The organism is Mucilaginibacter sp. PPCGB 2223, assembly GCF_001705515.1.
Taxonomy (GTDB): domain Bacteria; phylum Bacteroidota; class Bacteroidia; order Sphingobacteriales; family Sphingobacteriaceae; genus Mucilaginibacter.
Map to the genome: position 1 here is coordinate 2,318,330 of NZ_MDJS01000001.1, position 15,290 is coordinate 2,333,619.

The window sequence follows — 15,290 nt, forward strand, 5'->3', positions numbered from 1 at the left end:
CGGTGTGCCAGTAACACGCAGTTTTCTGCTTTTAGTTTTTTATCAGATAGTTAAACAGTATCCATAAAGGTTTTCTCGACTTTATTAAAATAGATTGCCCCAATGATCAGTACAACTATCATGAAAATAACACTGTATAAAATTGAACCGGTATCAACCGTACCCTTGCCAAATAATGAATATCTGAATGCCTCAACAATTGATGTTAAGGGGTTTATTGTGATCACCCATTTGTATGGTTTGCTTTGCAGATAAGAAAGCGGATAGCCAATTGGAGTTACATACATGCCCAGTTGTACCGCAAAAGTGAGCAATACAGCAAAATCGCGGTATTTTGTAGTAACCGAAGAAATAATGATACCACAACCTAAACCAATCCCTGCCATGAGTAATATCAAAACAGGTATAAGTAACCAATTAACTGAGAATACGATTGGTATATGTTTAAAGAGAGCAAAATACAGCATCATCACAAAAAGCAATAAAAACTGTATACCAAACTTTACAATGTTTGACATCACTACCGAAAGTGGCAGGATGAGCCTCGGGAAATATACTTTTCCGAATATTGGTGCATTCGCTACAAAAGTATTCGCTGTATTGGTCAAACAGGTTGAAAAATAGGTCCAGATGGTTATGCCCGACATATAGAACAATATTGGCTCAATACCATCAGTAGATATTTTAGCAATTTTGCCGAATACCAACAAAAACATCAGTGTAGTAAATACCGGCTGAATAACGTGCCATAAAGGCCCCAGTATGGTTTGTTTATATTGGGCGACAAAGTCGCGGCGTACAAAAAGCCACATCAGATCGCGATAATGCCACAGCTCTTTTAAATTAATATTGAGCAGGCTACTTTTGGGCTTGATCTCCAGATCCCACGTTTGCGTTATATCGTCCATTCTCTGTCTTTATATTCTCGGTGTATTCTACAATTTGCGGCCTAAAATGTGCCATAGGCATTAATCAAACTGATGCTTGATATTATAGCCGGATGATTTCAGAAAACTTTCCTTTTTAAAGTGCTCTACATCTGAAGCTACCATCTCCTTAACCAGCATAGCCAGATCGTATTTAGGTGTCCAGCCAAGTTTGGTTTTTGATTTGGTCGGGTCGCCGATCAGCAGATCAACTTCTGTCGGGCGGAAATATGCCGGGTCGACAGCTACAATTTGTTTTCCGGTTTCAAGCTGATATTCGGGGTTTGAGCATGATACCACGTATCCTTTCTCGTCAACACCTTCGCCTTTAAACTCTACTTCGATACCGACTTCTTTAAACGCCATGCGCACAAACTCGCGCACACGGGTTGTAACACCGGTTGCGATAACGTAATCTTCAGGTGTTTCCTGCTGTAAAATCAGGTACATTGCCTCAACGTAATCTTTGGCGTGTCCCCAGTCGCGCTGAGCATCCAGGTTTCCCAGGAACAGGCAATCCTGTAAGCCGGCCGATATTTTGGCAACTGCCCGGGTGATTTTACGCGTAACAAAAGTTTCGCCGCGTAAAGGGCTTTCGTGGTTGAACAGGATACCGTTGCAGGCATAAATACCGTATGCTTCGCGGTAGTTTACCGTAATCCAGTAAGCATACATTTTCGCTACGGCGTAAGGTGAGCGTGGGTAGAATGGCGTAGTTTCTGACTGGGGAACGGCCTGCACCAAACCATACAACTCTGATGTTGAAGCCTGGTATACTTTGGTTTTTTTCTCCAGACCTAAAATTCTGATAGCTTCAAGAATACGCAGTGTACCTATACCATCAGCATTAGCAGTATACTCGGGAGTATCAAAACTTACCTTTACGTGCGACATCGCACCAAGGTTATAAATTTCATCCGGCTGAACCTGCTGGATGATCCTGATCAGGTTTGTCGAGTCAGACAGATCGCCATAATGGAGTTTGAACTTTACATTCTTCTCGTGCGGATCCTGATATAAATGATCTATCCTGTCGGTATTTAACAACGAGCTCCTGCGCTTAATACCATGAACTTCGTATCCTTTTCCTAACAATAGCTCTGTAAGATAAGCTCCATCCTGACCGGTTACGCCTGTTATTAATGCTTTTTTCATTATGTTTTGATAAATTCTGTTTTTATGTTTTGATAAATTCTGTTTTATGTTTGATAAGTGCGCTATTATTTTTTCCCGAATATGTTTTTAAATAATCCCTTGCTTTCCTCTTCGCTGCCATAGCCGTAACCATAACCATAGCCGTAGCCGTAACCATAGCCGTAGCCGTAAATCGAATTACCTTTTTGATATTTTATATCATTAACAATGATATAAGGGTTTTTCACCTTATTTGATTCTCTCAGCTCATTAATCAAATTCAGTTGCGGTTTATGCGTGTACTCTTCCCTCACAACGTAAAAAGTTATATCCGCAAACTTCTCAACCAACAATGCATCGGTAACAATCCCTACCGGAGCCGTGTCGATAACGATATAATCGAAATCACGCTTCAACTGGTCTATCAGCTTTTCAAGCTTAACATTCATTAATAATTCTGCAGGGTTTGGAGGAACCGGACCTGATGATATGAGGTAACAATTCTCATTAAACCATGTTGGTTTTAGTATACTATGGTAGTCCGCCTGGTCTGATATCACATAGTTTGTAAAACCGTTTTGGTTATCCAGGCCCAGGTTGATAGAGAATTTAGGTTTGCGAAGGTCGAGTTCGAGAAATACTACTTTTTTGCCGCCAAGGGCCAGCGCGCTACCCAGGTTTAGAGACAGAAATGTTTTCCCCTCACCGCTCATACTCGACGTAAACAGTAACACGTTAGGCTTACCCGGATTCACCAGGTACTGCAGGTTGGTGCGCAAACTTCTGAACTGTTCGGATATATTTGAGCGCGACTCTTTGGTTACCATCAACGCTTCTTCGGATGTTTTATGGCCTATTTCTCCAACAATAGGTATACTTGTCTTCCTCTCGATATCATATTTGCTCATGATCTTGGTGTTGAGGAATTCCTTGAGGCCTATGTAAATTGTTGGGATGATAATACCGAATACCAGCCCGACAAGGTAAATAATAGGTTTCTTGGGTTTAAACGGATCAGGATCGCTCTTGGCATGCTCAATGATGCGGGTATTCGAAAACGTTGAAGTTTTGGCAATAGACGATTCTTCCTTCCTTTGCAGCAGGTACTGATACAAATCCTGCTGTATACTTTGTTTACGCAAAAAGTCGTCGTAAATACGTTGTATTTCGGGCACTTTGCTGATATCGCCCTGGATGGACAGCCCCTGTTTCTTTTTTTCGTTAAATTCTACTATTAAATTATGTTTATAGTTGTCAAACCCTTTTAGTAAAAGATTACGCTGATCGGCAAGTTGCCTGTCGATACTCTTAATCTGAGGATTCTCATCGGTTAAAACCAGCTTTTGCCTTTGGCGTTCGAGCACCAGTGCGTTATAACTGTCAATAGCCGAGTTTAACCCGCCAACACTTACACTTACATTGGTTGGTATAGGATTACCTGGTTTATACAGGTATTTTTGCATTTCATTAACTATCGCCAGTTGTGTGGCCTGGGCATTCAGTTCATCCGTGTTTTTTACCTGGTTTTGCATCAGCATCTGGGTTTTGGTACCCACATCCATCACATGGTTTTCCTGTTTAAATTTTTGGAATGCCTGTTGCAGCTCTCCCAACTGGCCAGCAACAAGATTCAACCTGCTATCAATAAATTTAATGGTACTGTCGGCTATCCTTTTTTTGTTTTCCAGATTTGCAGCCAGGTAATCTTTCATCAACTGTTCTATGACAGCCTCGCCCTTGTTCGGGTTAGTATAACTGTAATTTAAGAAGATAGCCGAAGATGCCTTATCGGGTGTTGAAGGCATAAAGTTGGCTAAAAAATCGGCGATGGTGGCATCCTCCGATTGAATACTAAACCCATATTGTGCTGTTACATTTAAAGGCACAGATCTGTTTTTAAGTACAAGCGTATACTGCTTTAATCTCACACTATCGCCAAAATGCGCTTTAATAGACGGACCGCCTTTTTTATTTTCGAGCACAAACTCCCTGCCGTTTAAAACATTCACAATAAACGATTGCTCAACCGTATTGGGCGAATTGTATTTAACCGATATCTGAATAGGATATTCCTGATATATCTCGATTGCTTTGAAATGCAGTATCAGGTACGTACGTACGTTGAGCTGGGTTTCTGCAACTACCTGACTGATCAGGTTGCGCGAGGTCAGTATCTCCAGCTGATCGTCAATGTTATTTTTGGGGATACCCGCGTTGAGCAACTGATCGCGGGCGGTATTTGAAGAAGTATTTCCTGCCGGGTTATCATCCTGTACCAATATTTTACCGGTAATATTCCATACCGGTGGGGTAAGGCTGGCGTTTACTACCGAAAGCGAGAAACAGATCAGGATACTTAAAACAAATAAGTACCAGTAGGTTAAAATTTTTGATAAAATTGCTTTAACGTCCAACCCGCCATCAACAGTTGCATTTTGCTCGGATATGTTGGTATTTATGTCGGTCATTAATTTTATCTTTTAATTAAAACTAAAATTGTGGTTAACAGCGAACCAGCCAGGGTATACAATGTTAAGTAGCGGTTAAATGTCTGATCGGTTGTTATACCTTTGGATTTGCTTGGGTTCGCTATCAAAACATCGTTATTTTGCAGGTAATAATATGGGGACTTTAATACCGCGCTGGTTTTTAGGTTAAGCCTGATGGTACTTAATGTTTTCGTGCTATCATTTTGGCGTAAAAGTAATACATCATCCCGCTGGCCAAAATCAGTTAACCCGCCCGATAAGCCAATAGCATCAACTAAAGTAAATTTCTCGCTTGGTATAATATAGGCGCCGGGCTTTGCAAACTCACCAACAAAAGTTACTTTGAAGCTTTTGTTTTTTATGATAACAATGGGATCATTGAAATACTTTGTAGCACGCTCTTTAACTGCAACCTGGGCTTGTTCAATAGTCAGGCCCTCAACCTTAATTTTCCCTAATTCGGGCAACTCAACATATCCGTCTTTATCAACAAGGTAACCACTCGATTCAAAACCCAATACCGCAGTTTGTGAAGCTACAACGGTAGTGTTAACAGTATTGATGGTTTGGGTAGAACCCAGGTCGATAGTATAAACATTGATTGAAAGTACCTGATCAGGACGTATAACCGGAATAGTAAAATTTGCCAGCTTTATGGAAGCAAGTTTTGTAGAATCGGGGATGTCCTGAAAATATTTGAGTTGCTTGGTCGATCCGCAGGAACATAAACCAATAACAACCAAGGCAAATAAATGACCAACTAATATGTTTTTTGAGTAAAGCTTAAGCATGAGGTAGTACTAAGTTTTAAATACTGGTCAAAACTGTATGTTTTTTGCCAATTCAGGGGATTTGACGCAATATACGAATTATATCTATTGCCCTCAAATAAAAACTTCGTTTTTTTTAAAATAAAGCTCAATATTCAATATTAATTATACTTTTTCTTAATTAAAATTGCGATTTTGATAAAATGTGGGCGTAATTTTATTCTTTAGTTAACCGCTATGCCTGGCCTACGGTACCGCCAAAATTCATAGGGAAGCCAATATGTTCATCCTGTATATTAATACGTCCGTTTGCCGACTCAAATTTTTCAATATTGTCGCTTAATGCATTCAATAAACGCTTGGCATGTTCCGGGGTTAAGATGATGCGCGATTTTACCCTGGCTTTAGGCACACCGGGCATAATGCGTATAAAATCAATTACAAATTCAGAGTTTGAGTGGGTAATGATTGCCAGGTTGGAATATGTTCCTTCTGCAACCTCTTCTGCCAGTTCAATGTTTATCTGGTTATCGTTTTGCTCTGCCATAATGGTATAAAAATAAAAAAGTCCTCCCGTAAAAGAGAGGACTTTTGAAAGTTTATTTGTAGACGGAAATTACGCTTCCACTTCTTCTGATTTTGAAGCCATTAAACGATCGAATTCTTCCTTCGAACCAACACGTATGTTTTCGTACATACGTAAACCTGTGCCCGACGGGATCAAATGACCAACTATTACGTTCTCTTTCAAACCTAACATGCTGTCTTTCTTACCGGCTATGGCGGCTTCGTTCAGCACCTTGGTTGTTTCCTGGAAGGATGCAGCCGAGATGAACGATTTGGTACCCAATGATGCTCTGGTGATACCTTGCAGCATCGGGCTCGAAGTTGCCGGGATAGCATCGCGTACTTCAACCAGTTTCATATCCTTGCGTTTCAGCACAGAGTTTTCATCGCGCAGTTTGCGTAACGAAACGATCTGGCCAGCTTTCAATGTGCTCGAGTCGCCCGGATCAACAACTACTTTCTTATCGAATATTTCGTCGTTCTCCTGCATAAAGTCCCAACCGTCAACGGCTTCTTTCTCCAAGAAACGGGTATCGCCCGCATCTTCGATGGTAACCTTCTGCATCATCTGGTGAACGATAACCTCGAAGTGTTTATCGTTGATCTTCACACCTTGCAGACGGTAAACTTCTTGTATACCGTTAACCAGGTATTCTTGTACAGCGGCAGGGCCCTTGATAGCCAGGATATCCGATGGCGAAATCGAACCGTCAGACAATGGCATACCGGCTTTCACAAAGTCGTTATCCTGTACAAGGATGTGTTTCGACAGCGGTACCAGATATTTTTTGATCTGGCCGTCTTTCGACTCGATGGTGATCTCGCGGTTACCACGTTTTACACCACCTAAAGTTACCACACCGTCGATCTCGGTTACCACAGCGGGGTTCGATGGGTTACGTGCTTCGAATAACTCGGTTACACGTGGTAAACCACCGGTGATATCGCGGGTTTTACCTGTTGAACGAGGTATTTTTGCGATAACCTGGCCTGTCTGTATCTTATCACCTTCATCAACAGCGATGTGAGCACCTACCGGGATGTTATAACCTTTAACTATCGTACCTTTTTCCATGATCTGGATAACCGGGTTTTTGGTTTTATCGCGGGTATCGATGATCACCTTTTCGCGGTGACCGGTTTGCTCGTCCGACTCTTCACGGAAAGTAACACCTTCCTGGATAGCTTCGAACTGCGCTTTACCTGCAAACTCGGATATAATTACCGCGTTGTACGGATCCCATGAACAGATACGATCGCCTTTGGTGATCTTGCTGCCATCTTTTACGTACAGATATGAGCCGTAAGGGATGTTGTTGCTTACAATAATCTTGTTGGTACCAGGTTCGATAATCCTGAACTCGCCTGAACGGCCCAGAACTACTTCAACATCGCCTTCTTCCGATTTATAATCAACGGTACGTACGTTCTCAAACTCGATGATACCATCAAACTTCGCATTGATCTGCGATTCGGCTGCGATGTTCGAGGCGGTACCACCCACGTGGAATGTACGTAAGGTTAACTGTGTACCCGGCTCACCGATCGACTGTGCTGCAATTACACCAACTGCCTCGCCCATCTGCACGCGTTTACCGCTTGCCAGGTTACGGCCGTAACACAACGCACACACACCGCGTTTGCTTTCGCAGGTCAATACCGAGCGTATCTCGATACCTTCCAGCGGTGAGTTTTGTATTTTACGGGCAATATCTTCTTCAATATCCTGACCTGCCGATACCAGTAACTCATTAGTCATCGGATCGTACACATCGTGTAATGAAGTGCGGCCCAAAATCCTGTCGTATAATGGTTCAACAATGTCTTCGTTGTCTTTTAACGCTGTGGTATAAATACCGCGCAGGGTACCGCAGTCAACGTCGCCAACAATCATATCCTGTGCAACGTCGTGTAAACGACGGGTCAGGTAACCGGCATCGGCTGTTTTTAACGCCGTATCCGCCAAACCTTTACGGGCACCGTGGGTTGAGATAAAGTACTCTAATACCGACAGGCCTTCTTTAAAGTTTGATAAGATCGGGTTTTCGATGATCTCGCCGCCCGAACCTGATTTTTGCGGTTTCGCCATCAGACCACGCATACCGGCCAGCTGGCGGATCTGCTCTTTCGAACCACGTGCGCCCGAATCCAGCATCATGTATACTGAGTTGAAGCCCTGATTGTCGTTCGAGAGGATATCCATCACATTCGCGGTTAAGCGATTGTTGATACGTGTCCAAACGTCGATGATCTGGTTGTAACGCTCGTTGTTGGTAATGAAACCCATATTGTAGTTGTTCATTACCTCTTCCACTTCTTTCGAAGCTTGTTCGATCAGGGTTACTTTTTCGGCAGGTATGTTCAAATCTTTCAGGTTGAACGACAAACCACCACGGAATGCCATCTGGAAACCTAATTCTTTGATATCATCCAAAAACTGCGCTGCACGTGCCATACCGGTAACTTTTACTACGTTACCGATGATATCGCGAAGCGATTTTTTAGTTAAAAGCTCATTGATGTAACCTACCTCTTCAGGTACGTGCTGGTTAAATAACACGCGGCCTACGGTAGTTTCGGTTAATTTATTCACGATGCTGCCATCGCGCTCTTTAACGTTTACTTTTACTTTGATAAAGGCGTGCAGGTCAACTTTCTTCTCGTTGTAAGCGATGATCACTTCTTCCGGAGAATAGAAGCTTAAGCCCTGGCCTTTTACCACGCGGTCGGCATCGGTTTTACGGCCTTTGGTGATATAGTACAGGCCCAAAACCATGTCTTGCGAAGGAACGGTGATCGGCGTACCATTTGCCGGGTTAAGGATGTTGTGCGATGCAAGCATCAAAATCTGGGCTTCCAAAATTGCCGCGTTACCAAGCGGTACGTGTACGGCCATCTGGTCACCGTCAAAGTCGGCGTTGAACGCCGTACAGGTTAACGGGTGCAACTGGATAGCTTTACCCTCAATCAGTTTTGGCTGGAAAGCCTGGATACCTAAACGGTGCAGCGTAGGCGCACGGTTCAGTAACACTGGGTGACCTTTCAGTACGTTTTCCAGGATGTCCCAAACTAACGGATCCTTACGGTCAACAATCTTTTTAGCTGATTTTACTGTTTTTACCACACCGCGCTCAATCATTTTACGAATGATAAACGGTTTGAACAGCTCGGCAGCCATATCCTTTGGTAAACCGCACTCGTGCAGTTTAAGGCTCGGGCCCACAACAATTACCGAACGTGCGGAGTAGTCAACACGTTTACCCAGTAAGTTTTGGCGGAAACGGCCTTGTTTACCTTTTAATATATCCGATAAGGATTTTAACGCACGGTTACCTTCGGTTTTAACGGCATTTACTTTACGCGAGTTATCGAATAACGAATCCACAGCTTCCTGCAGCATACGTTTTTCGTTACGTAAAATTACTTCCGGCGCTTTGATCTCGATCAAACGTTTTAAACGGTTGTTACGGATGATCACACGACGGTATAAATCGTTCAAATCCGAAGTAGCGAAACGGCCACCTTCCAACGGTACTAACGGGCGCAGCTCCGGCGGGATAACCGGAACGATCTTCACGATCATCCACTCAGGGTTATTTTCAATACGGCCCTGTGCATCGCGGAAAGCTTCCACAACCTGTAAGCGTTTTAAGGCTTCGTTTTTACGTTGTTGCGAGGTTTCGTTAGCGGCCTGGTGACGCAGATCGTACGATAACTGGTCGAGCTCCAGGCGTTTCAATAACTCCTCCAAAGCTTCGGCACCCATTTTGGCAACAAATTTCTGAGGATCTTTGTCGTCCAGGTACTGGTTTTCTTTTGGTAAAGTATCTAAAATATCCAGGTATTCTTCCTCTGTAAGGAAGTCCATTTTGTTGATACCGTCGGCTTCTTTAATACCCGGCTGGATTACTACATAACGCTCGTAGTAGATGATCAGGTCGAGTTTTTTGGTAGGTAAGCCCAATAAGTAACCAATTTTATTTGGCAACGAACGGAAATACCAGATGTGCGCAACAGGCACCACCAGGTTGATGTGGCCCATACGCTCTCGGCGTACTTTCTTCTCGGTTACTTCAACACCGCAACGGTCGCACACGATACCTTTGTAACGGATACGTTTGTACTTACCGCAATGGCATTCATAATCTTTAACCGGACCAAAGATACGCTCGCAGAATAAGCCATCGCGTTCAGGTTTGTAGGTCCTGTAGTTGATGGTTTCCGGCTTTAAAACTTCACCGCTCGAACGCTCCAGTATCGACTCCGGAGAGGCCAGACTGATGGTAATGGTGGTAAAGTTACTTTTGATTTTATTATCCTTTTTGTAAGACATAGCTCTTTTGTTTTAGAGTTGTCAGTTGCGAGTTGCGGGTTACCAGTTTTAAACTGACAACTCACAACCCACAACCCGCAACTTATTCTAATGTGATATCCAAACCTAAACCTCTTAACTCGTGAACCAATACGTTGAATGATTCAGGAACCGATGGCGTAGGCAGGTTTTCGCCTTTTACAATAGCCTCGTAAGTTTTGGCACGGCCCACAACGTCGTCCGACTTCACAGTCAGGATCTCCTGCAGGATATTGGCGGCACCGAATGCTTCGAGTGCCCAAACCTCCATCTCACCAAAACGCTGACCACCAAACTGAGCTTTACCGCCCAATGGTTGTTGTGTGATGAGCGAGTATGGCCCGATAGAACGTGCGTGCATCTTATCATCAACCATGTGACCCAGTTTCAGCATATAGATAATACCTACTGTGGTTGGCTGATCGAAGCGATCGCCGGTTAAGCCGTTGTGTAAGTAAGTACGGCCCGATTCAGGTAAGCCTGCTTTTTTGATCCAGTGCTCAACTTCTTCGTGACTTGCACCATCAAATATCGGGGTAGCGAACTTAACGCCCAGCTCTTTACCGGCCCAGCCTAATACAGTTTCGTAAATCTGGCCAAGGTTCATACGCGAAGGTACGCCCAGCGGGTTAAGTACAATATCAACCGGTGTTCCGTCTTCAAGGAATGGCATATCCTCATCGCGTACGATACGGGCAACAATACCTTTGTTACCGTGGCGGCCGGCCATTTTATCACCTACTTTAAGCTTACGCTTTTTAGCGATGTAAACTTTAGCCATTTGTACGATACCCGATGGAAGCTCATCACCTACGCTGATCGCGAATTTATCGCGACGATAAGCGCCCAGTTCCTCGTTTACTTTGATGTTATAGTTGTGCAGCAACAATTTGATCTGCTCGTTCTTGTCATCATCAGTGGTCCATTTTGTTGGGTTGATGTTGTTGTAATCAAGCTCGATCAGTATTTTTTGGGTGAATTTAACACCTTTTGCTACCAGCAGTTCTTTATAAACATTGTATACACCTTGCGATGTTTTGCCGTTAACGATCTCGAATAATTTATCAACCAACAGGTTTTTCAGATCTTTAATAGCTTTTTCGTGTTTGGTATCCAGTTTATCGATGGCAGCTTTTTCTTCTGCTTTCGATGTCTTTTTAGCACGCGAGAACAATTTGGTATCAATAACCACGCCGCTGATTGATGGCGGGGTTTTTAATGATGCATCTTTCACGTCGCCTGCTTTATCACCAAATATCGCACGTAACAGTTTTTCTTCCGGTGAAGGGTCAGACTCACCTTTAGGCGTGATCTTACCGATCAGGATATCGCCTTCTTTAACTTCGGCGCCTATGCGGATGATACCGTTTTCGTCGAGGTCCTTGGTAGCTTCTTCAGATACGTTCGGGATATCAGGTGTCAATTCCTCTTCACCACGTTTAGTATCGCGAACTTCCAGTTCAAACTCTTCAACGTGGATCGAAGTGAAGATATCCTGCGATACCACACGCTCAGAGATCACGATCGCATCCTCAAAGTTAAACCCTTGCCAAGGCATGAAAGCAACCTTCATGTTACGGCCAAGCGCTAACTCGCCGTCTTGTGTTGCGTAACCTTCGCAAAGTACCTGTCCTTTTTCAACGCGCTGGCCTTTTCTAACGATAGGCTTCAGGTTGATGGTGGTGCTTTGGTTGGTTTTCTTGAACTTGATTAAGCGGTATGATTTGCTGTCGCCTTCAAAAGATACCAAACGGTCATCTTCGTTGCGATCGTATTTAATACGGATCTCAGTAGCATCAACATACTCAACCACGCCATCGCCTTCGGCGTTGATGAGCGTACGGGAGTCTTTTGCCACACGGCCTTCCAAGCCTGTACCTACTATAGGCGCTTCAGGGCGCAATAACGGTACGGCCTGGCGTTGCATGTTCGATCCCATCAGCGCACGGTTAGCGTCATCATGCTCCAGGAACGGAATTAACGATGCCGCGATAGACGTGATCTGGTTAGGTGCGATATCCATGTAATCCAGCCTGGTTGGCTCGATGATCGGGAAGTCGCCCTCGAAACGTGCTTTAACACGTGGTGTAGCAAAGTTACCATTGTCGTCATATACAGCGTTGGCCTGGCCGATAGTTTTACCGTCCTCGTCTTCTGCCGACAGGTAGATCACGTCTTCGTTCATCATTACCTTGCCATCTTCAACACGTTTGTATGGTGTTTCGATGAAACCAAGGTTATTGATCTTAGCGTGGATACACAATGAAGAGATCAGACCGATGTTCGGACCTTCGGGAGTTTCGATAGTACACAGACGACCGTAGTGGGTGTAGTGAACGTCGCGAACCTCGAAGCCTGCACGCTCGCGCGACAGACCGCCGGGGCCTAAGGCCGACAGACGACGCTTGTGCGTGATCTCCGCCAGCGGATTGGTTTGATCCATGAACTGTGATAACTGGTTTGTTCCGAAGAACGAGTTGATCACAGATGATAAGGTACGCGCGTTGATCAGGTCGGTCGGGGTAAATACCTCGTTGTCGCGGATGTTCATACGCTCGCGGATGGTACGTGCCATACGGGCCAAACCTACACCAAACTGTGCGTACAATTGCTCACCAACGGTACGTACACGGCGGTTCGACAAGTGGTCGATATCATCGACCTCAGCTTTGGAGTTGATCAGTTTGATCAGGTATTTAACAATGGCGATGATATCGTCTTTAGTTAAAACCTTCACCTCCATCGGTGTGGTCAGCTTCAGTTTACGGTTGATGCGGTAACGGCCCACATCGCCCAGGTCATATCGCTTATCAGAGAAGAACAAACGGTCGATAATACCACGTGCGGTTTCCTCATCAGGTGGTTCGGCGTTACGCAGCTGGCGATAGATATGCTCAACGGCTTCTTTCTCTGAGTTAGAAGTATCTTTTTGTAAAGTATTGTAAATGATGGTATAATCGCCGCTGGTGGTGTTATCTTCCTTGTTGAGGATGATGGTTTTAACACCGGCATCGATTATCATATCTATATGATCGTCTTCCAGTACGGTTTCGCGCTCTAAAATGATCTCGTTCCTGTCGATCGAAACTACCTCACCGGTATCCTCGTCAACAAAGTCTTCAACCCATTTTTTAAGCACCCTTGCAGCAAGCTTGCGGCCGATGAATTTCTTCAGGCCCGATTTGCTCACTTTTACCTCGTCGGCCAGTTCGAACAACTCGAGGATGTCTTTATCCGAGTCGTAACCGATGGCGCGCAACAGGGTGGTAACCGGGAATTTTTTCTTACGGTCGATGTAGGCATACATTACGTTGTTCACGTCTGTAGCGAACTCGATCCACGAACCTTTGAAAGGTATTACACGGGCCGAGTATAATTTGGTACCGTTGGTGTGGCGGCTTTGGCCAAAAAACACACCTGGCGAACGATGTAACTGCGATACAATTACGCGCTCGGCACCATTGATAACGAAGGTACCTTTCGGAGTCATGTATGGGATGGTACCCAGGTAAACATCCTGTACTATCGTTTCAAAATCTTCGTGCTCCTCGTCATTACATGATAAACGTAATTTGGCTTTCAGAGGCACGCTGTGGGTTAACCCGCGCTCGATACACTCTTGTATATCGTAACGTGGCGGATCGATAAAATAGTCCAGAAACTCGAGAACAAAGATGTTACGCGAATCTGAGATCGGAAAATTTTCGGCAAATACTTTAAATAAGCCTTCTTTATGACGGTTATCCGAAGTAGTTTGTAATTGAAAAAATTCCTGGAATGATTGTAACTGAACATCCAGAAAATCAGGATAGTCTAACACTTTCCTGCTGGTTGCAAAGTTTACTCTTTGATTTATTTCGTTTGCCAAGGTATTATAATTTAATTTTATTAGTAACCTTATTTGAGATGTGAGATATGAGTATTTGGATGTGCTGACCAAGCTAAACAGCTGACTGGCAACACCTTTGCATAATATCCCGGCACTCAAATCTCATTCGCCGGAGATGTATGCAATATAAACGACAATAGACCCCGACCAAATCCATGGTCGGAGTCTTTATTGTTAAACTAAAGTTGGGTTAAATTACTTAACCTCAACAACAGCACCTGCTTCTTCTAATTGTTTTTTCAGGCTCTCAGCTTCTTCTTTAGTTACACCGGTTTTCAACTCTTTTGGAGCGCCGTCAACTAAGTCTTTAGCTTCTTTCAAACCTAAACCGGTTAAGTCTTTTACCAGTTTAACAACTGCTAATTTCTGACCACCAGCTTCTTTCAGGATAACGTCGAATGCAGTTTGTACTGCTTCTGCTGCCGGAGCGTCGCCGCCACCTGCAGGGGCTGCTGCTACTGCAACTGCTGCTGCTGCCGGCTCAATGCCGTACTCGTCTTTTAAGATCTGAGCTAGTTCGTTTACTTCTTTTACTGTCAAGTTTACCAACTGTTCAGCAAACGCTTTTAAATCTGCCATTATTGTAAATTTTAATTTTTAATGCTTTTGTTTTTTAATGCTGGTCTGTTTACTGAGGCGACCAATTAACCTCTTTCTTGTAAAGTTTTAACTAAGCCGGCTATTGTTGTACCGCCCGATTGAAGAGCAGAAAGAACATTTTTAGCTGGCGATTGCAATAAGCCAATGATCTCGCCGATTAATTGCTCTTTCGATTTCAGGTTTACCAGGGCGTCTAATTGATTATCGCCGATGAATACGGCCGAATCAATGTAGGCTGCCTTTAAAACCGGTTTATCACCTTGTTTACGTAACTGTTTGATCAGTTTTGCCGGGGCAGTGCCTGATTTTGAGAACATAACCGATGACGAACCTTTTAAAACGCCATAGATATCGGTAAAATCGCCACCCACGGCTTCCATAGCTTTTTTAATCAGGGTGTTTTTTGTTACCTGGATCTTGATGTCGTTTTCAAAGCATTTACGACGGATATCGTTAATTTTTGCAACTGTTAAGTTTGAGGTATCGGTAATATAGAAGTTACCGTACTCTTTCATTTGTTCAGCAAGGGCGAGAACAACGTCGTGTTTTTCTTCTTTATTCATG

The 15,290-nt window shown here is 43.8% G+C and carries 9 protein-coding genes; all 9 read right to left on the minus strand.

The genetic code is table 11. The features are described 5' to 3' along the window. Window positions 1-50: 50 nt before the first annotated feature. Complete coding sequence (locus BEL04_RS10070) at window positions 51-908, minus strand: ABC transporter permease (protein ID WP_066002913.1); 858 nt, start codon at window positions 906-908, stop codon at window positions 51-53. A gap of 60 nt (window positions 909-968) precedes the next feature. Beyond that, window positions 969-2,081 (minus strand): GDP-mannose 4,6-dehydratase, encoded by a 1,113-nt coding sequence (gene gmd / locus BEL04_RS10075; RefSeq protein WP_066002915.1) that lies wholly within the window; start codon window positions 2,079-2,081, stop codon window positions 969-971. 65 nt (window positions 2,082-2,146) lie between these two features. After that, window positions 2,147-4,528: a tyrosine-protein kinase gene (locus tag BEL04_RS10080; protein WP_066002918.1), complete on the minus strand. Its 2,382-nt coding sequence runs from the start codon at window positions 4,526-4,528 to the stop codon at window positions 2,147-2,149. A 5-nt stretch (window positions 4,529-4,533) separates the two neighbouring features. Then, window positions 4,534-5,340, minus strand: a complete 807-nt coding sequence (locus BEL04_RS10085; protein WP_066002921.1) for a polysaccharide biosynthesis/export family protein — start codon at window positions 5,338-5,340, stop codon at window positions 4,534-4,536. Window positions 5,341-5,554: 214 nt separating this feature from the next. Then, window positions 5,555-5,866 carry a DUF3467 domain-containing protein gene (locus tag BEL04_RS10090; protein ID WP_066002927.1) on the minus strand — a complete coding sequence of 104 codons (312 nt, stop codon included), beginning with the start codon at window positions 5,864-5,866 and terminating at the stop codon, window positions 5,555-5,557. 69 nt (window positions 5,867-5,935) lie between these two features. Then, window positions 5,936-10,219 carry a DNA-directed RNA polymerase subunit beta' gene (gene rpoC / locus BEL04_RS10095; RefSeq protein WP_066002929.1) on the minus strand — a complete coding sequence of 1,428 codons (4,284 nt, stop codon included), beginning with the start codon at window positions 10,217-10,219 and terminating at the stop codon, window positions 5,936-5,938. Window positions 10,220-10,301: 82 nt separating this feature from the next. After that, the gene (gene rpoB, locus BEL04_RS10100) at window positions 10,302-14,105 is read right to left on the minus strand and encodes a DNA-directed RNA polymerase subunit beta (RefSeq protein WP_066002930.1); all 3,804 of its coding nucleotides are present in this window, start codon (window positions 14,103-14,105) and stop codon (window positions 10,302-10,304) included. 216 nt (window positions 14,106-14,321) lie between these two features. Continuing rightward, the gene (gene rplL, locus BEL04_RS10105) at window positions 14,322-14,705 is read right to left on the minus strand and encodes a 50S ribosomal protein L7/L12 (RefSeq protein WP_066002931.1); all 384 of its coding nucleotides are present in this window, start codon (window positions 14,703-14,705) and stop codon (window positions 14,322-14,324) included. A 65-nt stretch (window positions 14,706-14,770) separates the two neighbouring features. Beyond that, window positions 14,771-15,289: a 50S ribosomal protein L10 gene (gene rplJ / locus BEL04_RS10110; protein WP_066002933.1), complete on the minus strand. Its 519-nt coding sequence runs from the start codon at window positions 15,287-15,289 to the stop codon at window positions 14,771-14,773. Window position 15,290: the final 1 nt, after the last annotated feature.